Origin of the sequence: Catenuloplanes nepalensis (assembly GCF_030811575.1) — a bacterium.
Classification (GTDB): Bacteria; Actinomycetota; Actinomycetes; order Mycobacteriales; family Micromonosporaceae; genus Catenuloplanes; species Catenuloplanes nepalensis.
In genome coordinates, this window is the sequence record NZ_JAUSRA010000001.1 from 5,352,485 (window position 1) to 5,374,851 (window position 22,367).

Annotated in this window: 8 protein-coding genes; 1 reads left to right on the top strand and 7 read right to left on the bottom strand. The window is 69.7% G+C overall.

Features of this window, described 5'->3' with window-relative positions; all coding sequences use genetic code 11:
* Window positions 1–135: 135 nt before the first annotated feature.
* The 5 genes from eccCa to J2S43_RS23140 all read right to left on the bottom strand — a co-directional run bounded on the left by eccCa (window position 136) and on the right by J2S43_RS23140 (window position 19,179).
* Entirely contained in the window at window positions 136–4,206 is a 4,071-nt protein-coding gene (eccCa, locus tag J2S43_RS23120) for a type VII secretion protein EccCa (RefSeq protein WP_306832507.1), read from the bottom strand.
* Between the two features lie 8 nt (window positions 4,207–4,214).
* Entirely contained in the window at window positions 4,215–6,971 is a 2,757-nt protein-coding gene (locus tag J2S43_RS23125) for a right-handed parallel beta-helix repeat-containing protein (RefSeq protein WP_306832508.1), read from the bottom strand.
* Between the two features lie 39 nt (window positions 6,972–7,010).
* Window positions 7,011–7,826, bottom strand: a complete 816-nt coding sequence (locus tag J2S43_RS23130; protein ID WP_306832510.1) for a hypothetical protein — start codon at window positions 7,824–7,826, stop codon at window positions 7,011–7,013.
* 16 nt (window positions 7,827–7,842) lie between these two features.
* A complete protein-coding gene (locus tag J2S43_RS23135; protein ID WP_306832512.1) occupies window positions 7,843–8,481 on the bottom strand; it encodes a response regulator transcription factor in 639 nt (212 codons plus the stop codon).
* A gap of 132 nt (window positions 8,482–8,613) precedes the next feature.
* Complete coding sequence (locus J2S43_RS23140) at window positions 8,614–19,179, bottom strand: hypothetical protein (protein ID WP_306832515.1); 10,566 nt, start codon at window positions 19,177–19,179, stop codon at window positions 8,614–8,616.
* Window positions 19,180–19,391: 212 nt separating this feature from the next.
* On the opposite strand from J2S43_RS23140, the gene J2S43_RS23145 reads away from it, so the two are divergent.
* The gene (locus J2S43_RS23145) at window positions 19,392–20,183 is read left to right on the top strand and encodes a hypothetical protein (protein WP_306832517.1); all 792 of its coding nucleotides are present in this window, start codon (window positions 19,392–19,394) and stop codon (window positions 20,181–20,183) included.
* Window positions 20,184–20,228: 45 nt separating this feature from the next.
* Here the strand turns inward: J2S43_RS23145 and J2S43_RS23150 are convergent, their stop codons facing one another.
* Window positions 20,229–22,070 (bottom strand): hypothetical protein, encoded by a 1,842-nt coding sequence (locus J2S43_RS23150; protein WP_306832519.1) that lies wholly within the window; start codon window positions 22,068–22,070, stop codon window positions 20,229–20,231.
* Window positions 22,058–22,354 carry a hypothetical protein gene (locus J2S43_RS23155; protein ID WP_306832521.1) on the bottom strand — a complete coding sequence of 99 codons (297 nt, stop codon included), beginning with the start codon at window positions 22,352–22,354 and terminating at the stop codon, window positions 22,058–22,060. Before J2S43_RS23155 ends, J2S43_RS23150 begins: the two co-directional genes overlap by 13 nt.
* Between the last annotated feature and the right edge of the window lie 13 nt (window positions 22,355–22,367).

The window sequence follows — 22,367 nt, forward strand, 5'->3', positions numbered from 1 at the left end:
CGGGAGTCGGGAACCCGGCGGGAAACCTGTGCACGAGAGCCGGACGGCGCCCGGGTCGTACCGGTGGGGGCAGCATGTCAGGCCGCTCCAGGACGCCGACAGTGACCGATTCGGGTGTCCCCGGCCGTCCCCCGCTCATCGGCTCGACGCCGCGAACGGGGAGCCGGCCGCGCTGCCCGGGTCGTCCTCGGCCGGTGCCTCGTCCAGCGCGATCTGGATCAGGCGGGTCGGCTTGCCGCGGGAGAGCAGCGCGCCCCGGCCCGCGGGCCGCACCGCGGCCTTCTCCGTGCCGAGCAGCTGGCCCTCGCGCGGATCGCCGGAGAGGATCAGGCCGCCGCCGCCCAGCTCCCGCACGCGGGAGAAGAACGCGTCACCGACCGCACCGCGGCCGGCACCGGCGACCCGGCGGGTCAGCACGACGTGGAAGCCGATGTCGCGGGCGTGCGGGATGAACTCCATCAGCGGCCCGAGCGGCGACTGCATGCTGCCGCCGACCAGGTCGTAGTCGTCGATGACCACGTAGATCTCCGGCCCCTCCCACCAGGTGCGCGCCTTGAGCTCCTCGGGCGTGATGGTGGGCGGGGGCATCCGCTCGCGCAGCTTCCCGGCGATCTGCTGGGCGTACACCTTGGTGGTCTGTGAATCGGCGGCGTAGGCGCCCAGGTGTCCCTCCGGGACGATGCCGAGCAGCGAGCGCCGGTAGTCGATCAGGACGACGCGCGCCTCCCAGCCGGTCTGCCGGTCGATCAGGTTGCGCAGCCAGGTCCGCAGGAACGTGCTCTTGCCGGACGCGGTGTCGCCGAACACGATGAAGTGCGGGTCGCCGTTGATCAGGTCGAGGCTGATCGTGGCGATGTCCGGCTCGCCGATGCCGATCGGGACCGCGGTCGGCGTCGCGTCCGCGGAGACCAACTCCTCGCGCAGCGCCCGGACCGGCAGCATGCGCACGCCCGGCGCGGGCTTGCCGTACCAGGACGGCCCGATCTTGGCGAGGATGTCCAGCTGGGCGTCGCGCAGCCCCTCGTCGGTGTCCCGGCCGTCCACGCGCGGCAGCACGACCTGGCTGTAGACGCCGGGTGGGCAGAGCGCCCGGCCGGGCACGCCGGTCGGCATCGCCTGCGCCATCCGGCGGTGGATGTCCGACTCGTTGTAGTCGTTGAGCCGCAGCTCCACCCGGGTGCCGATGCTCTCGCGCAGCGCCGGCCGGATCTCCATCCACCGGTTCGTGGTCAGGATCAGGTGGACGCCCACGCCCAGGCCGCGCGAGGCGATCTCGACCAGCACCGGTTCCAGGTGGTCCATGTCGGTGCGCAGCGCGCCCCAGTTGTCGACCATCAGGAAGATGTCCGCGGCGCGCAGGCCCTCCGGCAGCCGGCCGGAGTCGCGCCGGGACCGGAACTCGGCCACCGAGTCGATGCCCAGCTCGCGGAAGACCTTCTCCCGGCCGGTGATCAGGGCCCGGGTGTCGGCCAGCATGCGGCCGACCATCTCCTTGTCCATCCGGCCGGCGACGTCGCCGACGTGCGGTGCGGCCGCGAACGGGTGCAGCGTCTCACCGCCGTAGTCGATGCAGTAGAACTGTGCCTCGGCCGGTGTGTGCGTCAGCATCGTGGCCAGCATCAGCGTGCGCAGCATCGTGCTGCGCCCGGATCGGGGCGCGCCGACGATCGCCAGGTTTCCGTGCGGTCCGCCGAAGTCCAGCAGCAGCGGTTCCTGGGCCTGCTGGCCGGGCAGGTCGACCACGCCGAGCGGGACGCGCAGCTGACCGGCGATCGGCCACATGGTGGCGGACAGCCCGCGGCCGGACTGCACCGCGACCGGGCCGAGCAGCGTGTCCAGCGGGATCGCGCGCGGCAGCGGCGGCAGCCACACCTGGCGGACCGGCGTGCCGCGGCTGGAGAGCCGGTCGACGATGACGCTCAGCTCGGTCGGCCCGTCCGCGGCCGCCACCGGCATCGCGTCGTCTTCCTCCTCCTCGTAGAGGTCGGCGGCGGTGAGCGCGCGCATCTCGTACGGCAGGATGGAGGTCGAGACGGACTCGGCCTCGCGCTGCTCCGGCGAGACCCACGGCGCGGAGACGTGCGCGACCCGGAACCGGCGGTAGATGGTCTCGTCCACCTTGAGGTAGGCGGAGCCGGGGATCGGCGGCAGCCGGTAGGCGTCGGTCGTGCCGATCACGGTGCGGCTCTCCTGCGCGCTGAACGTGCGCAGGCAGATCCGGTACGACAGGTGCGAGTCCAGGCCGCGCAGCCGGCCCTCCTCCAGCCGCTGGGTGGAGAAGAGCAGGTGCATGCCGAGACTTCGGCCGACGCGTCCGATCTGGACGAACAGTTCGGTGAACTCCGGGTGTGCGGTCAGCAGCTCGGCGAACTCGTCGATGATCACCAGCAGGTACGGCATCGGCTCCAGCGGCGCCCCGTCGATGCCGCTCTCACCGGCCTGCCGCTTGCGGTGGTACTCCTTGATCGAGTCGACGTTGCCGGCCGCGCGCAGCAGCTGCTGGCGGCGCTGCTGCTCGCCGGCGAGCGCGACCCGGACCCGCTCGACCAGCGCCGCGTCGTCGGCCAGGTTGGTGATCATGCCGGCCACGTGCGGCATGCCGGCCACCGGCGCGAACGTCGCGCCACCCTTGAAGTCGACCACCACCATGCTCAGCAGGTCCGGCGAGTGCGTGACCAGCAGACCCGCGACCAGCGTGCGCAGCAGCTCGCTCTTGCCGGAACCGGTCGCGCCGACGATCAGGCCGTGCGGACCGGATCCGCCCTGCGCGGACTCCTTGATGTCCAGCACCACGCTCTGCCCGTCACCGTCGGTGCCGATCGGCACCTTGAGCAGCCGCTCCGGTCCCATGTTCGGATCCCACAGGCCGCCCAGCGCCGCGTCCAGGCCGCGGCCGGCGACCAGAGCCTCGATCAGCGACACGGTACGGGCGAGCACCTGCTCGTGTTCGTCGGTGAGCGTCAGCGGCGTCAGCTTCCGGGCGATCAGCTCGGCCATCGGCAGGCTGACCTGGTCGGCCTGGGACAGCTCGGAGGTGGCCGCGCCGGTCCCGGTCCGGCCGGTCAGCGACAGCCCGCCGGACGGCGTCACGGTCACCCGCAGGTCCACCCGGCCCGGCTCGTCCGTCTCCCGCCGGCCGAGGAAGATCAGCGTGATGCCCATGGCCGGCCCGGCCGCCTCCAGCAGCGCCCGCAGCATCGCCGAGCGTCCCCACTCGGACACCGGGTCGAAGCCGGTGAACAGCACCACCAGCCGCTGCTGGTGCGGCGCCGCACCGCGGTCGAACTGCGCCTGCAGCCGCCGGGCGCTGGCCGAGTCGCTGCGCCTGCGCAGCTCCCGCTCCAGGAAGTCGCCGAGACCGCCGTTCTCGCCCGTGATCAGCGGCACCGCGCGCGGCCGCCGCCGGGATCCCGGCTCGAACGTGTGCGGGAGCCACTTCGCCCACTCCCACTCCTCCACGTCCGGCGCCTCGACCGCGATCAGCACGTCGTCCGGCGCGTGCATCACCGCGAGCTGGGCCAGCATCGACCGGGTCATCGCGGCCACGGCCTCCGGCTCGCCGAGGATGCTGAGCACGCCGGCGGTGCCGAGGTCGATCGCGATCGGCTGCGCCGCCACCTTGCTCATCGAGTCGACCAGCCGGCGGGCGGCGCGCATCGACTCCCAGTCGTAGTCGGCCAGCGGGTCCAGCCGGGTGCCGATCTGGATCGGCGTGGACAGCTCCGCGTCGCCGATGCCGATCCGGACCTTCAGGAAGTCCGGGTCGCCCTGCCGCCGCTCCCACACCCGGCGGCCGGTGTGCGCGATGGCCAGCAGCCGGTCCGGCTCCGGGTGCGCCCACGCGCCCAGCATGCGCTGGGTGGACGCGACCTGGCGGGCGTTGGTGCGCACGTCCATCAGCAGCGCGCGGTACCGCGCCCGCTGCCGCATCACGGTCCGCCGCTCCAGGTGCTTGTTCTGCACCCGGAACGCGATGGTGGCGCTGAACGACACGACCGCGAAGATGATCGCCAGGGCGATCAGCATCGGCCGGCCGTAGGACACCATGTACGCCGCGATACCGAGGCTGGACAGCAGCGGCAGCAGCAGGCTGATGAAGCCCGCGTTGCTCTGCTTCTGCTCCGGCGGCGACGGCAGGACCACCTTGTCCTGGGGGATCGGCGGCGGCAGGAACCTCGCCGGGCGGTGGAACGAGATGCGGGACACGCGCTCTCCTACTGCTGTGCGGGCACGTCGGGCACGTCGGGCAGGTCTTCCGGGCCGAGCTCGGTCAGCTGCTCGGTGGTGGGCGAGTCGAGTTCCGCGACGCGCGCGGCGTGCTGCTCCGTCATGTGCTGGAACACGCCACGGGCGAAGCGACCGTTGCCGAAGCCCTCGTCGCGGTCCACCGAGTCGAAGTAGCGGCGCAGCTTGTCGATCGTCGGCGGCCCGAGGTGGTACTCGTGGTCGGCGGCCTGGTACTGGACGATGCTGACCAGCTCGTCCGTGGAGTAGTCGTCGAACGTCAGCGTGCGGGAGAACCGGGACTGCAGGCCGGGGTTGGTGTTGATGAACCGGACCATCTCGTACGGATAGCCGGCCACGATGACCACCACCTCCTCGCGGTGGTCCTCCATCAGCTTGACCAGCGTGGAGATCGCCTCCTGGCCGAAGTCCGCGCCGTGCCCGTCCGGCGTCAGCGCGTACGCCTCGTCGATGAACAGCACGCCGTGCAGCGCGCGCCGGAACGCGGCCTGCGTCTTCGGCGCGGTGTGCCCGACGTACTCGCCGACCAGCGCGGACCGGTCCACTTCGACCAGGTGGCCGCTGCCGAGCATGCCGAGCGCGCGCAGGATCCGGCCGTACAGCCGGGCGACCGTGGTCTTGCCGGTGCCGGGGTTGCCGGCGAAGACCAGGTGGCGGGACATCGGCGGCGGGCTGAGCCCGGCCTCGCGGCGCTTCTGCACCATCTGGACCAGCTTGACCAGCGAGCCGACGTCGTGCTTGACCTTGTCCAGGCCGACCAGGCGGTCGAGCTGGGCCAGCAGGTCCGGCAGCGTCTCGGCCGCCTCCGGGTCCGCCGTGCCGGCCGCGGTGTTCTTGCGGGCCGACGTCGCGGACGTGGCCACCGCCGCACCGGCGCGCCGGACCAGCGGGTTCGCGCCCTCGATCGGCATGGTGGAGGTGCCGACCGCGTCCGCGGTGCACTGCTCGAACGTGGCGTTCGCGCCGTCCATCAGCGTCAGGTCCTCGTCGACGTCGTGCACGTGCACGCGGCGCAGCACCGGCGTGGCCTGCGCGCCGATGTAGAGCGCGGGATAGCCGGTGCCGGTGACGTCCAGGTCCTCGACCGTGCCGTGCGCCTCCGCGCCCAGGTAGAGGCCGTTCTTCTTGCAGTTCGCGATGGTCGACGCGCGGATCACCGGGTCGGCGCCGCCCCAGACGACCACGCCGGTGCCGCCGATCCGGTCGATGGTCAGGCCGTCGAGCACCGGGGTGGCGTCCGCGTCCACGAAGACACCGGCGCCGCCGCACCCCTCGATGGTGGTGTTCCGCAGGATCGGCCCGGAGCCCTTGGCGGCCTCGAACCCGGTCTGCGCGATCTCCGAGATCGTGCAGTTCTCCACGAGCGCGCGGTGCGGCGAGTCGACGCGCACGCCGATCTCACCCTCGGTGACGGTCAGGCCGCTCAGGTGCGCGTCGCCGGTCTCCTCCACGGCCACGCCGGACTGCCGGGCGCGTTCCACCCGGCCGCCGTCGATCCGGGCCATGGCGCGGCCGGTGACGCGCACGCCGCACTCCGGGGTGTCGCTGATCTCGCAGCCCGCGAGCGTGACGATCGCGGTGCCGCCCAGGTGGACCGCGGTGTAGCGGGTCTGCTTGACGCCGAGCCGGCGCAGCAGCACGCGTGAGTCGCCGGCGAGGAACAGGCCGTTCGCGCCGGAGTCGGCCACCGAGCAGCCCTCGATCCGCGCGTGCGCCTGGCCGAGCAGCGCCACGCCGGTGCTGCGCGGCCGGACGATGTGGCTGTCCGTCATCACGAGCCGCGCGTCGCCGGTGGCCACCACGCCGGCCGCGGTCACCGAGTCGATCCGGGTGTCCGCGACGCCCACGTGCGCGGTGCCGGAGAGGTGGATAGCGGTGCCGCCGGTGCGGTCCACGGTGCAGCGTTCCATCCGGACGCCGCCGGGCTCGCCCGGGCCGAACGCGGGCGGGTCGAGCAGCGGGCGATCCGGCAGCCCGCCCGGCCAGCCGTCCGCGGTGAACGGCGCGCTGCCGGTGGCGCGCAGCACGTCACCGTCGTTGTCGAAGAACTGGCTGTCCCGCACGATCCCGCCGGCCTCGTCCTCGACCAGCAGCGCGGCGACCGCGGCGTGCGAGATCTCGGCGCGCTCGACCTCCGCGACCGCGGCATCGCGCAGGTGCAGCCCGGCCGCGGCGACGTGCCGGACCGCGGTGCCGGAGACGGTCAGCCGGGCGCCGCCGCGGACCAGCAGCCCGCTGCCCTCGACCTGCTGCACCGCGCCGCCGTGCAGGCGCACGCGCGCGGAGTCGGCGACGTCCACACCGGCCCCGGCGGCGCCGCTGAGCGTGCACTCGTCCAGCGTGACCGACGCCTGACCGGCGATCTCGGCGCGGCCGTTGCGCACCTCGCAGCCGTCCAGCGTGACCGTGCCGCCGGTGACCACGACCGCGGCGCGGGCCGGCTGCGCGGAGACGAACGTCACACCCTGCACCACCGCGGTGCCGGCCCGGACCTCGAGCGCGGCGCCGTCGGCCGGTGCGATCTCCACGCCGCCGGACTCGGCGACGATCCGCACCGACCTGTCGACGACGACGCACTCGCCGTACCGCCCGGCGGCGACGGAGACGATGCCGCCCTCCTGGGCGGCACGGATCGCCTCGCCGATCGTCCGGTGCCGGCCCCAGCCCTTCGTGCCGACCCGCTCTATGCGAGCCGACGACGAGGCATCAGCTATCCCGGTACGCATTCGTGCGGCCCTTCCGTCCTGGTTGTCCTCGACCGGGCGTCACCTGTCGGCCTTCCCGCACGTGATACGCAGTTGGGCGACGAGCAGCCGATCGCCGCCACCGTCCTCCAACTTTCCCCGGTTCCCCAGGCGGATCGTAAACTTGCCGTTCGCCACCGGGAACGACCCGGCCTCCAGCCATTCGCCGGGCTTGGCACCCTGATTCAGGTCAAATGTACCCAGATCATCGCCATCCCGGCCGGCCGAGATGTAGTAGCGGGCCCGTGGCGCGAGCTTCACCGCGTTGGTGTCCACAGTGGGCGTGTAGACCGCGACATCGCACTTGTCCACGCCGAAACCCGGGGTGAAAGCCCAGACCAGGACCTGGGAGGGGTCGTCGTACCCCTGGTCGCCGCTGATCGGGATGGTGGCGTAGTTGCCGCGGCAGCCGTCCTGCGACCAGGCACCGCCGGACAGGAGCTGCCACTGTGGCGTCCGCCCGCGCGCCTCGAAGACGTGTTCCGGCTCACCCCGGCAGTCCCACCCGGTCACGGCCGTGAACGTGGACGGCCCGGTCGGGCTCGGCGACGCGGCACTGGCCGTGGTCCCGTCCCGGCCGGCCCGGCCGTCCGTGAACAGGCTGTAGACCAGGCCGAACAGGAGCGCGAAGATGGCGCAGCCGGACGCGACGAACATGGCGGTGTGCGGCCGGGCGTAGAGCCGGTCCGGGCTGGGCTGGGCACGCGCGTGGTCGATGAACGCGCGCACGAACTCGAGCCGTTCCGCGTGCGGCGACGGCGGCTTCGGCGGCCGCCCACCGGCCTGCTTGGCCAGCGTGGCGGACTGCATCTGCTCCGGCGCCTTCTGCTGCTCCATGGATGCTGACCGGGCCCTACGCGGCCGGGAAGCGGCGGGTGTCGGTCATGTGGCCGAGCTCGATCGCCATCCGGGTCAGCTCCGCCTTGTTGCCCGCGTTCAGCTTCGCCCGGATCCGCTTCGCATACGTGTTCACGGTCGCCTCGGTCAGCCCCATCCGGCCCGCGATCTGCGAGTGGGTGAGCCCGCGCGCGATCCAGCGCAGCGTCTCCACCTCGCGCGGCGCCAGGCCGGCCGGGTCCTCGTTGACGTTGCGGACCAGCTCGGCCTGGAACCGGTCGGCCAGCCGCGGGCAGACGTAGAAGCCGCCCTCCCCCACCGTGAACAGCGCGGACACGATGATCCGGCCGTCCGCCCGGCTGTCGACGAAGCCACGCACGCCGGTCCGCAGCACCGCGCCGAACGTCAGCGGCCGCTCCCAGGTGGAGCTGACCACCACGGGCGCGCGGCCGGCCAGGACCTCGATCGCGGACAGCGCCGGGCCGCCCGGCCGCAGTGGCACGTCCAGGATGGCGACGTCGAACTCCACGTCGTCGCCGAGGTCCTCCACCGCGCGCACCGACGTGGCGACCTCGAGGCCGGACGTCTCGGCGACGAACTTCTCCAAACCGGCCCGTTTCACCGGGTGGTCGTCGACGATCGCGATCGTGAGCATCTGTTCCTCCTGGTCAGTCCCCGCACACCGGCGGCCGGTGCCGGGCGTGCGCCCGGGTGCGGGGACCCGGGCGCCCTGATTACGGAGCCGCCCGGCGTCCGGTTCAAGACGAAGGAGGAATTTGCCGAACCGTCAGCGGTCCGGCCGGAAGTTCTCCGCGTTCTGCTTCTCCGCGTCGACGTAGTTCTGGTGGGTCAGGTTCAGCTTCTTGATCGACGCGTCCAGGACCGTGAGCAGGTTCTTCGAGGCCAGCTCGATGGCCTTGCGGTACGTCGCGTAGGTGGTGCCGGCCGGGCTGACCCAGTACTCCTCGCCGGCGCTCAGCGTCGTCTTCATCTCCTCCAGCAGGTCCTCGATCTTGTCGCGCTCGGTCTTGGTCAGCTCCGCGGTCGTCTTCAGCAGCGGGATCTGCACCGTGTAGTCGATCTTCACCACGTTGCCGTCACCGTCGTGGGTGACCTGGTAGATCGGGTTGCCCTGCTCGTCGAAGGTGATGTACTCGTCCTTGCCGTACGTCCAGGTGACCTCGCCGCCCGGGCCGTAGGTGATGTCGAACCACTGCTTCTTGTCCGGGTCCCAGCCGCGGGTGAACTCGCCCAGCGCCGGGTCGTACGTGTCGAAGATCCAGCCCTCGTCCGTCGTCATCGACAGCGGATTGTTGTTGGAGTCGTAGACGATCGTCTGCTCGCCGTCGTTAATGATCGCGGTCTTCTGGTGCTTGACGTCGTCGTAGGTGAACACGATCTTGTCGCCGTCCGGCGTGGTCCCGGACTTCGGCCGGCCGTCGTCGTAGAACTCGGTGAACTTGTAGCCGTCGCCGGTCTGCATGTAGGTCGGCTTGTCGTGCTCGTTGAGCACGATGTACGTGCCGTCCTTGTAGTCGATCCGGGACGTCTTCGCGACGTCGTCGTAGGTGATCGTGAACGGGATGCCGTCGGCGATGCCGGCCTTCGGGCGCTTGTCCGGGTAGAACTCCGAGAAGATCGTCCCGTCCGCGGCCGTGAACTTGATCGGCGTCCCGTCGAGCGTCGAGATCAGCTCACCGCCGTTACCGAACGTGGTCGTCGAGGTCTTCGCCTCGTCGTCGTACTTGATCGAGACGGTTTCGCTGGTCTCCTGGTTGATGCCCGACACCGGACGCTTCTTGTCGTCGAACTCGGTGAAGAGGACGCCGTCCGAGAACAGGCTGACCGGGGTGCCGTCGAACTGCGCGACGTACCGGGTGCCGTCACCGTACGTCGTGGTCGAGATCTTCGCACCGTCGTCGTACACGATCGAGATGGTGTCGTTGTCCTCGGTGGTGTGCCCGCCGGTCGGCCGGTTCTGGCCGTCGAACTTCGTGTAGATCGCATCCGGCGTGCGCATCTCCAGGACGACGTCGCCCTTGGAGAGCACCTCGGTGTGGTTGCCGTACTTCGTGGTCGTGGTGCCGGCCGCGTCGTCGTACGTGACGAGGATGCTCTCGTTGTCCTTCCTCGTCGTGCCGGCCTTGACCCGCCCGTCCGGGTAGAACTCGGTGTAGATCGCGTCCGGCGTGCGCATCTCCAGCGTCACGTTGCCCTTGGAGATCACCTCGATGTCGCCGCCGTACACGGCCTTCGTGGTCCCGGCCGCGTCGTCGTAGGTGAGGACGATGCTGTCGCCGTCCTTGGTGGTACCGCCGCGGGGCCGGCCGTCGTCGTAGAAGTCGTTGTAGGTGGCGTCCGGCGTGCGCATCTCGATCGGGTTGCCGTCCGCGTCCGAGACCACGTGAACGTCGCCGCCGTAGACCGCGGTCGACGTGTGCGCCACGTCGTCATAGGTGATCGAGATCGACTCGTTCTGCTTCGTCATACCCGCGATCGGGCGGCCCTGATCGTCGAAGCTGTTGAACGTCGCGTCCGGCGTGCGCATCTCGATCGGGTTGCCGTCCGCGTCCGAGACCACGTGAACGTCGCCGCCGTAGACCGCGGTCGACGTGTGCGCCACGTCGTCATAGGTGATCGAGATCGACTCGTTCTGCTTCGTCATACCCGCGATCGGGCGGCCCTGATCGTCGAAGCTGTTGAACGTCGCGTCCGGCGTGCGCATCTCGATCGGGTTGCCGTCCGCGTCCGAGACCACATGGACGTCGCCGCCGTAGACCGCGGTCGACGTGTGCGCCACGTCGTCATAGGTGATCGAGATCGACTCGTTCTGCTTCGTCATACCCGCGATCGGGCGGCCCTGATCGTCGAAGCTGTCGAAGGTGGCGTCCTCCGTGCGCATCTGGATCGGGTCGCCGTTCGCGTTCGAGTCGACCTCGGTGCCGTCCGCGTAGTGCGCGGTGCTGGTCTTCGCGACGTCGTCGTACGTGATGGTGATCGGCTCGTTGTCCTTGGTCGCGCCACCGGTCGGCCGGCCCTGCCCGTCGAACTGCGTGAACGTGGTGCCGTCACCCGTCGTCATCCGGATCGGGTCGCCGTCGGCGTTGGAGACGACCGTGGTGTCGGAGGCCGGGTAGTGCGCGGTGCTGTTGCCGGCACCGTCGTAGCTGAGGTTGACCTCCTCGTTCTCCTTGGTGACGCCGTGGATCGGCCGGCCCTCGCCGTCGAAACGGTCGAAGGTCGTGCCGTCCGCGGTGACCATGCTGATCGGGTCGCCGTCGCCGTTCGACGTGACGACCGTCTTGCCGTCCGGGCCCGAGTACGTCGCGATCGAATTCTCGCCCTGGTACGCGATGTCGACCGGCTGGCCGTCCTTGGTCGTACCGTGAATCGGCCGACCCTCACCGTCGAAACGGTCATAGGTCGCGTCCGGCGTCTCCATCCGGATCGGGTCACCGTCGCCGTTCGACGTGACGACCGTCTTGCCGTCCGGGCCCGAGTACGTCGCGATCGAATTCTCGCCCTGGTACGCGATGTCGACCGGCTGGCCGTCCTTGGTCGTACCGTGAATCGGCCGACCCTCACCGTCGAAACGGTCGTAGGACGCGTCCGGCGTCTCCATCCGGATCGGGTCACCGTCGCCGTTCGACGTGACGACCGTCTTGCCGTCCGGGCCCGAGTACGTCGCGATCGAATTCTCGCCCTGGTACGCGATGTCGACCGGCTGGCCGTCCTTGGTCGTACCGTGAATCGGCCGACCCTCACCGTCGAAACGGTCATAGGTCGCGTCCGGCGTCTCCATCCGGATCGGATCGCCGTCGCCGTTCGACGTGACCGTCACGGTGCCGTCCGGGCTCGCGTACCGCGCGATCGAATTGTCGCCCTGGTACTCGATCGTGACCTGGTCGCCCTCCTTGGTCACGCCGTGGGTCGGGCGACCCTCACCGTCGAAACGGTCATAGGTCGCGTCCGGCGTCTCCATCCGGATCGGATCGCCGTCGCCGTTCGACGTGACCGTCACGTCGCCGTCCGGGCCGGCGTACCGGGCTACCGAGTTGTCGCCCTGGTAGGAGATGTCGACGTTCTGGCCGTCCTTGGTGACGCCGTGGGTCGGGCGGCCCTCGCCGTCGAAACGGTCGTAGGACGCGTCCGCGGTCTCCATCCGGATCGGGTCGCCGTCGCCGTTCGACGTGACCGTCACGGTGCCGTCCGGGCCGGTGTACCGGGAGATCGAGTTCTCGCCCTGGTACGAGATGTCGACGGTCTGGCCGTCCTTGGTGGCCCCGTGGATCGGGCGGCCCTCGCCGTCGAAACGGTCGTAGGACGCGTCCGCGGTCTCCATCCGGATCGGATCACCGTCGCCGTTCGACGTGACCGTGACGGTACCGTCCGGGCCGGTGTACCGAGCGACGGAGTTGTCGCCCTGGTACGAGATGTCGACGGTCTGGCCGTCCTTGGTGACGCCGTGGATCGGCCGGCTCTCACCGTCGAAACGGTCGTAGGTGGTGTCCGGCGTCTCCATCCGGATCGGGTCGCCGTCCGCGTTCGACGTGACCGTGAGTGCACCGTCCGGGCCGCCCGTGTAATGCGCGACGGAGTTCTCGCCCTGGTACGTGATGTCGACCGACTGGCCGTCCTTCATGCTGCCGTGGATCGGGCGGCCCTCGCCGTCGAAACGGTCGTAGGTCGCGTCGCCGGTGACCATGCGGATCGGGTCGCCGTCGGCGTTCGACGTGATGGTCACGTCGCCGTCGGGGTCCGTGTAGTGCGCGATCGAGTTCTCGCCCTGGTACGAGATGTCGACCGACGCGTTCTCCTTGGTCGTCCCGTGCGTGGGGCGGCCCTCGCCGTCGAAACGGTCGTAGGTGGCGTCCGGCGTCTCCATCCGGATCGGATCGCCGTCGCCGTTCGACGTGACGACCGTCTTGCCGTCCGGGCCGGAATAGGTCGCGACCGAGTTCTCGCCCTGGTACGAGATGTCGACCGACTGGTTGTCCTTGGTCGTCCCGTGCGTGGGGCGGCCCTCACCGTCGAAACGGTCGTAGGTGGCCTCCGGCGAGACCATGCGGATGGGGTCGCCGTCGGCGTTCGAGGTGACGGTTACGCCGCCGTCCGGGCCCGAGTAGTGGGCGACCGAGTTCTCGCCCTGGTACGAGATGTCGACGGACTGGTTGTCCTTGGTCGTGCCGTGCGTGGGCCGGCCCTCACCGTCGAAACCGTCATACGTCGCGTCGCCGGTAACCATGCGGATCGGGTCACCGTCGGCGTTCGAGGTGACCGTGATCTCGCCGTCGGCACCGCTGTAACGAGCCGTGGAGTTGCCGTTGCCCTCGTAGCCGATATCGACCGACTGGTTGTCCTTGGTCGTCCCGTGGGTCGGCCGGCCCTCGCCGTCGAACCGGTCGTAGGTCGCGTCCGGCGTGACCATCCGGATCGGGTCACCGTCGGCATTCGAGGTGACCGTGATCTCGCCGTCGGCACCGCTGTAACGAGCCGTGGAGTTGCCGTTGCCCTCATAGCCGATATCGACCGACTGGCCGTCCTTGGTCGTCCCGTGCGTGGGCCGGCCCTCGCCGTCGAACCGGTCGTAGGTCGCGTCCGGCGTGACCATCCGGATCGGATCACCGTCAGCGTTCGACGTGACCGTCACACCACCGTCGGCACCGCTGTAACGAGCGGTCGAGTTGCCGTTGCCCTCATAGCCGATATCGACCGACTGGCCGTCCTTGGTGGTGCCGTGCGTGGGCCGGCCCTCACCGTCGAAACGGTCGTAGGTCGCGTCGCCGGTGACCATCCGGATCGGATCGCCGTCGGCATTCGACGTGACCGTGACATCGCCGTCGGCACCACTGTAACGAGCGGTCGAGTTCCCGTTGCCCTCGTAGCCGATGTCGATCGACTGGTTGTCCTTGGTCGTCCCGTGGGTCGGGCGGCCCTCACCGTCGAACCGATCGTAGGTCGCGTCGCCGGCGACCATCCGGATCGGATCGCCGTCGGCATTCGACGTGACCGTGACATCGCCGTCGGCACCGCTGTAACGGGCCGTGGAGTTGCCGTTGCCCTCGTAGCCGATGTCGATCGACTGGTTGTCCTTGGTCGTCCCGTGGGTCGGCCGGCCCTCGCCGTCGAAACGGTCGTAGGTCGCGTCGCCGGCGACCATCCGGATCGGATCGCCGTCGGCGTTCGAGGTGACGGTCACACCACCGTCGGCACCGCTGTAACGGGCGGTCGAGTTCCCGTTGGCCTCATAGCCGATATCGATCGACTGGTTGTCCTTGGTCGTCCCGTGCGTGGGCCGGCCCTCACCGTCGAAACGGTCGTAGGTCGCATCCGGCGTGACCATCCGGATCGGGTCACCGTCAGCGTTCGACGTGACCGTCACACCACCGTCAGCACCGCTGTAACGGGCGGTCGAGTTCCCGTTGCCCTCGTAGCCGATATCGATCGACTGGTTGTCCTTGGTCGTCCCGTGGATCGGGCGGCCCTCACCGTCGAAACGGTCGTAGGTCGCGTCCGCGGTCACCATGCGGATCGGGTCACCGTCAGCGTTCGAGGTGACCGTCATGCCGCCGTCGGCACCGCCGTAGCGGGCGGTCGAGTTGCCGTTGCCCTCGTAGGCGATGTCGATCGACTGGTTGTCCTTGGTGGTGCCGTGCAGCGGGCGACCCTCACCGTCGAAACGGTCGTAGGTCGCATCCGCGGTCACCATCCGCAGCGGATCGCCATCAGCGTTCGACGTGACCGTCATGCCGCCATCGGTGCCGCCGTAGCGAGCCGTGGAGTCGCCGTTGCCCTCGTAGGCGATGTCGATCGACTGGTTGTCCTTGGTCGTGCCGTGCGTCGGCCGGCCCTCACCGTCGAAACGGTCGTAGGTCGCGTCGGCGGTGGCCATCCGGATCGGGTCACCATCGGCGTTCGAGGTGACGGAAGTGCCACCATTGGTGCCGCCGTAGCGAGCGGTCGAGTTGCCGTTCGCCTCGTAGGCGATGTCGATCGACTGGTTGTCCTTGGTCGTACCGTGCAGCGGGCGGCCGTCGCCGTCGAAACGGTCGTAGGTCGCGTCCGCGGTCACCATCCGCAGCGGATCGCCATCAGCGTTCGACGTGACCGTCGTGCCACCGTCGGTGCCGCCGTAGCGAGCCGTGGAGTTACCGTTGCCCTCGTAGGCGATGTCGATCGACTGGCCGTCTTTGGTGGTGCCGTGCAGCGGGCGGCCGTCGCCGTCGAAACGGTCGTAGGTCGCATCCGCGGTCACCATCCGCAGCGGATCGCCGTCAGCGTTCGACGTGACCGTCGTGCCACCATTGGTGCCGCCGTACCGAGCCGTCGAATTACCGTTCGCCTCGTACGCGATATCGATCGACTGGTTGTCCTTGGTCGTCCCGTGCAGCGGACGACCCTCACCGTCGAAACGGTCGTAGGTCGCGTCGGCCGTGACCATGCGGATCGGGTCACCGTCCGCGTTCGACGTGACCGTCGTGCCGCCATCGGCACCGCCGTAGCGAGCCGTGGAGTCGCCGTTCGCCTCGTAGGCGATGTCGATCGACTGGTTGTCCTTGGTCGTGCCGTGCAGCGGGCGACCCTCACCGTCGAAACGGTCGTAGGTCGCATCCGCGGTCACCATCCGGACCGGGTCACCGTCCGCGTTCGACGTGACCGTCGTGCCACCGTCGGCACCGCCGTAGCGGGCCGTGGAGTTGCCGTTGCCCTCGTAGGCGATGTCGATCGACTGGTTGTCCTTGGTCGTCCCGTGCGTGGGCCGGCCCTCACCGTCGAAACCGTCATACGTCGCGTCGGCCGTGACCATGCGGACCGGGTCACCATCAGCGTTCGACGTGACCGTCGTGCCACCATTGGTGCCGCCATACCGAGCCGTCGAATTGCCGTTCGCCTCGTACGCGATATCGATCGACTGGCTGTCCTTGGTCGTCCCGTGCGTCGGGCGACCCTCACCGTCGAACCGGTCGTAGGTCGCATCCGCGGTCACCATCCGCAGCGGATCGCCATCAGCGTTCGACGTGACCGTCGTACCACCATCGGTGCCGCCGTAGCGAGCCGTGGAGTTACCGTTGCCCTCGTACGCGATATCGATCGACTGGTTGTCCTTGGTCGTCCCGTGCGTCGGGCGACCCTCACCGTCGAAACCGTCATACGTCGCGTCGGCCGTGACCATGCGGACCGGGTCACCATCAGCGTTCGACGTGACCGTCGTGCCACCGTCGGCACCGCCATACCGAGCCGTCGAATTACCGTTGCCCTCGTAAGCGATATCGATCGACTGGTTGTCCTTGGTCGTCCCGTGCGTGGGCCGACCCTCACCGTCGAAACGATCGTAGGTCGCATCCGCGGTCACCATCCGGACCGGGTCACCGTCCGCGTTCGACGTGACCGTCGTGCCACCATTGGTGCCGCCGTACCGAGCCGTCGAATTACCGTTCGCCTCATACGCGATGTCGATCGACTCGCCATCAGCCGTCTTACCGTGCGTCGGCCGACCCTCCGCATCGAACGCGTCGTACGTCGCGTCCGCAGACACCATCCGCACCGGATCGCCGTCGGCGTTCGAGGTGACCGTCGTGCCACCGCTGCCGCCGGAACCACCGTACTTCGCGGTCGACTGGCCGTTGCCGTCGTACGAAATGTCGATCGACTCGCCGTCAGCCGTCTTACCGTGCGTCGGCCGGCCCTCCGCATCGAACGCGTCATACGTCGCGTCCGCGGACGCCATCCGGACGGGGTCGCCGTCAGCGTTCGACGTGACCGTCGTGCCACCATTGGTGCCGCCGTAGCGAGCCGTCGAATTACCGTTCGCCTCATACGCGATGTCGATCGACTCGCCATCAGCCGTCTTACCGTGCGTCGGCCGACCCTCCGCATCGAACGCGTCGTACGTCGCGTCCGCAGACACCATCCGCACCGGATCGCCGTCGGCATCCGACGTGACCGTCACACCGCCGTCGGCGCCGCCGTAACGGGCGGTCGAATTCCCGTTCGCCTCGTACGCGATGTCGATCGAGTCGCCATCGGCCGTCTTGCCGTGCGTCGGCCGGCCCTCGGCGTCGAACGCGTCGTAGGTCGCGTCCGCGGACACCATCCGCAGTGGATCGCCGTCGGCATTCGAGGTGACCGAGACCCCGCCGCTGCCGCCGCCGTAACGGGCCGTCGAGTTGCCGTTCGCCTCATACGCGATGTCGATCGACTCGCCGTCCGCGGTCTTGCCATGCGTCGGCCGACCCTCGGCATCGAACGCGTCGTAGGTAGCGTCCGCGGACACCATCCGCACCGGATCGCCATCCGCATTCGACGTGACCGTCGTACCACCCTCGGCACCGCCGTACCGAGCCGTCGAATTACCGTTCGCCTCATACGCGATGTCAATCGACTCGCCATCCGCGGTCTTACCGTGCGTCGGCCGGCCCTCCGCATCGAACGCGTCATACGTCGCGTCCGCGGACACCATCCGCACCGGATCGCCATCCGCATTCGACGTGACCGTCGTACCACCCTCGGCACCGCCGTACCGAGCCGTCGAATTACCGTTCGCCTCATACGCGATGTCAATCGACTCGCCATCCGCGGTCTTACCGTGCGTCGGCCGACCCTCCGCATCGAACGCGTCATACGTCGCGTCCGCGGACACCATCCGCACCGGATCGCCATCCGCATTCGACGTGACCGTCGTACCACCCTCGGCACCGCCGTACCGAGCCGTCGAATTACCGTTCGCCTCATACGCGATGTCAATCGACTCGCCATCAGCCGTCTTACCGTGCGTCGGCCGACCCTCCGCATCGAACGCGTCGTAGGTAGCGTCCGGCGTCACCATCCGCACCGGATCGCCGTTCGCGTTCGACGTGACCGTCGTGCCGTCGGCGCCGCCGTACCGGGCCGTCGAATTGCCGTTCGGCTCGTATGAGATCTCGATGGTCTCGCCGTCCGCGGTCGTGCCGGTCAGCGGGCGGCCCTCGGCGTCGAAGGACGTGTAGACGCCGCCGTCCGCCGTGGTGAGCCGCAGCGTCGTCCCGGCCGCGTCGGTGAGGACGGACGTGCCGTTCTGGTACGACATCGTCGACGTCTGGGCCCGGTCGTCGTACGTGATGGAGAACGTCTCGCCGTCCGCGGTGGTGCCGGCGACCGCGCGGCCCTGGCCGTCGAAGCGGGAGAACTCGGTCCCGTCCTCGGTCGTCTGCCGGATGGGCTGCCCGTCCGCGTCGGACTCGACCCGCGTGCCGTTCTCGTAGGTCTGGACGGTCCGGCCGTTCGCGCCGTACTCGATGGTGAACGCGCCGGAGTCCGCGGTGGTGCCGCCGGTGGGCCGGCCCTGGGCGTCGAACGACGTGTAGACGCCGCCGTCCGCCGTGGTGAGCCGCAGCGTCGTCCCGGCCGCGTCGGTGAGGACGGACGAGCCGTCGGAGTAGCGGGTGGTGCTGGTGCCGCTCTGGTCGTAGCTGATCGTGAACGAGCGGCCGTCGGCCTCGCCCGCGGTCGGCCGGCCCTCGGAGTCGAAGGAGGTGTACGCGGTGCCGTCGGCGCTCTGCTGGCGGGTGACGTCGCCGGAGCCGTCGACGCCGACGGACGCGCCGTCGTCGTACCGCATGACCGACCCGCCGTCGGCCGCGTAGTCGATGGTGAAGTCGCGGCCGTCGTCGTCGGTGCCGGCTAGCGGCCGTCCGCGGTCGTCGAATCCGGAATAGACGGTACCGTCGGCACTCTCCTGAGCGACGACGCGCCCCGCGGAATCCGTCGTGGCGGACGTACCGTCGGAATAACGGATGACGGAACCGCCGTCGGCCGTGTAATCGATGGTGAAACCGGTGGAATCCGCACCGCCGTCACGGTCGGGAGCGGTGCCGGCAGTGGGCCGGCCTTGAGTGTCGAACCGATGGTAGACGGTACCGTCGGGGCTTTCGTGGCGCGTGATACGTCCACCCTGGTCGTACTGGGTGACGGTGCCGTCGTCGAAGGTATTGACGGTGCGCCCGTCCGGCCGGTAATCAATGCTGAAGTGGACGCCGCCCGCGCTTCCTTCGTGCGGTCGGCCGTCGGCATCAAAAGCTTCAAAGACGGTACCTTCGGCGGTTCTTTGGCGGAGTATGTCGCCGTTGGCTGAGTACTCAACGCTTGGGCTACCTGTTCCCGATTCCGAACCATTCCCCGCCTCCGGGTAGTTGATGGTGAACCGCGCCGCGTCGGTGTGCCCGCCGGTCGGCCGGGCCTGCGCGTCGAACGCCTCGTAGACGACGCCGTCCGGGGTCGTCCGGCGGACGAGCTCGCCGCCCGCGTCGTAATCTGCGGTGCTGCCGTCGCTGAAGCTGGCCCGGGACCCGATCTCTGACTCGTCGGAGCTGCTCATCGTCCACACCATTCATCGCGACCGACATGACACGCGCGTGGAGGTTAGCGAGCGATCGAGGGGCAGCGGCAAGACCTTCGTTGTGACGGCCTCTGGACGCCGCGACGGCCGCCGGAACGGCATTGTGTGACCCCGTTTCGGGGACGTGGACGTACCTCGCCGGGCGGCGCCACGCTCTGGAGTGGTGCAGTCCGCCAGGGAAGGGGTCACACGTGGCCGAGGAATTCAACTTCGACAACATCACCGCCTCGACGTACAACGACGCGAATGCGGTTGCGATGAAGATCGACCCGGTCGATCTCTTCTACAACGTCGCGCTGAAGGTGCAGAAGCAACGCGAGGACATCATCGCCTCGTTCGAGCGGATCGGCACCGCGTGGGCCGAGCTCAAGCTCGGCTGGACGGGCAAGTCGGCGGAGGAGCAGACCAAGTTCGGCGACTCCTACTCGGCGGTGGTCTGGGAGTTCTTCGGCTCGAAGGACGACCCGGACACCACGGACGTGGTCGAGCCGGACAAGGCCGGGGTGGTCAACCAGTTCGCCACCGGCCTGAAGGGCGCCGCGAACGGGTACGCCCAGGTCGAGTCGAACCTGAAGGTGGCGTTCGAGATCTTCGGGGACCAGCTGATCGACCAGGGCCCGCCGCAGGGGGAATGGGACAACTATCTGCCGCTGTGGGCGACCTGGAGTCTGCCGGACGCGCCGACGGCGGGCGAGGACTTCCAGGACATGACGCTGGACGAGCAGGAGGATTTCTACAAGCAGGGCGGTCACCGCGACCAGGACTCGCCGCCGGTGTCGTCGGAGGCGACCACCGACGGCGACATGTGGTTCGAGAACGGCGAAACGGTCAAGGGCGAGTGGACGTGGACCGAGGAGCGCGACGGCCCGTACGACCTGAAGATCACCGTCGAGGACGGCGCGGTCTGGAACGGTCAGCCGAACGACAAGGTCAAGGTCAAGTGGGTGCACGACGACACCGGTGAAGAGGTCGAAGGCCAGTGACGTCTCCGGTGCCGGCGTCCCGGGTGGGACGCCGGCACCGGGCGGTCACGGACAGGTGGCGACCAGGACCGCCGCCTCGTCGAAGACGCTCTTGAGCACGCCCTCCGGCTCCGCGTCCCGCCATCCCTGCAGCGTACGGATGACGTCCGCGCGGCCGCCCTCGCCCTTCGGCAGGTAGACCGCGTAGTCCCGGATCGTCTTCGCCATCGCTTCCCTGCTGCCGCCGGAGATGCCGGTCTTGACCGCGTCGAGCACGGCCCGCGCGGCACCGCCGTCGTGCGTGCCGAACGTGACCGCCTTCAGGTCCTCGAGCGCGGCCGTCCGTACCGCCGGTGGTGCTTCTCTGATGACCGTCGGCAGGTCCGGCAGGACCATCCGGTTGTCGCCGCCCTGGATGTCCGCGAGGTACTTCGTCGCGGGGCCGAACAACCCGTCGTTGCGCTCGAACAGCTCGATCAGCTTGTCGTGCGCGCGGAACAGCTCGGGGTCGACCGGCAGGTCCTGGATCTGCGGCCGGAGCGCCTTCAGCGTGCTGCCGTCGGTCTCGAACCGTTCCCGGAGCGCGGCCGCGTCGTTCAGCGGCGTGGTCAGCAGCGACATGAGCACCGGGTCGACCCGGGTCACCCGGGTCTGCTGCAGGTCGCCGACCGATTTCAGCCGGTCCTTGGTGATCTGCGCGAACGGCGCGACCGTGCTGCCGTCCGGCCCGACGCCGGTCCAGGAGCGGTCCAGGTCCAGGCCGCCGCCCATGGACTGCCGCATGACCGGCGCGCCGTGCCGCGCCGCCATCTTGGCGAACTCGGCACCGGCGCCGCCGTAGTCGACGACGATCGGCGCCACGTTCTCGTTCGCGATGTGCTGTAGGACCATCAGCTCGGTACGCAGCAGGTCGCGCTTCTCGGACCGACGCGGTTCGAGCAGGGACCGGGCGTCGCGCGGCTGCGGGCCGATGACGATCACGGACCGGTTCAGCGCCTCCGCGTGCGTGGAGAGCGTCTCCAGCAGTTCCCTGGGCGCTCCCCCGCTGCCGCCGATCCAGTCGACCGAGCGGGTGCCGGCCGGGCCGAAGGTGTGGTGCGGGGTGACGCCGGCCGGGAACGCCAGCGGCGTCGCCGGGACGGCACCGGCCGTGGCCGGGTCGTCGGTGAGACCGGCCAGGTCGAAGTCGGGCGGCAGCGTGGTGATCCGAATGGACTCGGGCAGGTCCGGGAACACCGCGGACGTGCCGCTGCCGAACTCCAGGTACGAGCCGCCCGCGGGGTCGTGCACGGCCACGAACACCTTCGCGTCCGCCTCACCCTGACCGCGCACCTCGACCAGCGAGTACTTCGCCTCGGGCGCACCGGCCACGTGGGCGAGCACCTCGCCGTAGCCGGACAGCGTGGTCAGCGGCGGCACACCGTCCCGGGTGAGGTCCTCGGGCGTCAGCGGCCGGCCGCCGGTCAGCGCGGCGGCGTGCGCGAACTCGGCCAGCGGTCCCGGCCGGCCGAGCCGCTTCCCGCCCGGGACCGGGACGATCCGGCCGCTCGGGTAGCCGCCCGCGATCGCCTCGGCGCGCACGTCGTCGCCGACCGTGGCGAACGGGTTCTCCGCCCAGACCCGGTCCTTCGGCTCGACCTTCACCAGCAGGGCGTTCTCCCGGGTGGTGGGCCCGGACGCGTCGGAGAAGACGACCCGGTTGGTCAGGAACGGGTGCGCGCCGTCCGGCGCCGCGAACCGGCTGATCGGGATCTCCACCGGCAGGCCCATCATGTCGGCCCGGTCGCCGAGATCGTCCAGCGTCATCCGGACGTTCTCGTTGCCCGCGCCGAACAGCGGCCGCTCGACCAGCCGGTCCATCGCCTCGTCCGGGATGCCGCGGTAGAACTGGTACATCAGCGCGCGCACCGAGCCGACCTCCGGGGGATCTCCCCGGTCGGGCGCGCGACGCTGCCGTCCCAGCTCGTGGTGGCCGGGCGGGTGTCGGTGAGCGCGTGCCGCATGCCGAGCCCGAACGACACGTACGTGAAGCGGTCGACCCCGGGCAGGTTCAGCGCCTCGTCGACCAGCCCGTCCCTGGCCAGGCTGGACGGCGGTGCGTTGGAGATGTGGCTCCCCGTGTTCGTGGGCATGACGTGCTCGAGGCAGATCGCGTCCATGTTGCGCGGGGTGAGGGTGAGGGGCTCGGTCACGAGGTGCCTCCGG

Excerpts from the sequence above, each read along its gene's own strand:
- J2S43_RS23125 (WP_306832508.1), bottom strand. The coding sequence starts at position 6,971 with ATGCGTACCGGGATAGCTGATGCCTCGTCGTCGGCTCGCATAGAGCGG.
- J2S43_RS23130 (WP_306832510.1), bottom strand. The coding sequence starts at position 7,826 with ATGGAGCAGCAGAAGGCGCCGGAGCAGATGCAGTCCGCCACGCTGGCC.
- J2S43_RS23135 (WP_306832512.1), bottom strand. The coding sequence starts at position 8,481 with ATGCTCACGATCGCGATCGTCGACGACCACCCGGTGAAACGGGCCGGT.
- J2S43_RS23140 (WP_306832515.1), bottom strand. The coding sequence starts at position 19,179 with ATGAGCAGCTCCGACGAGTCAGAGATCGGGTCCCGGGCCAGCTTCAGC.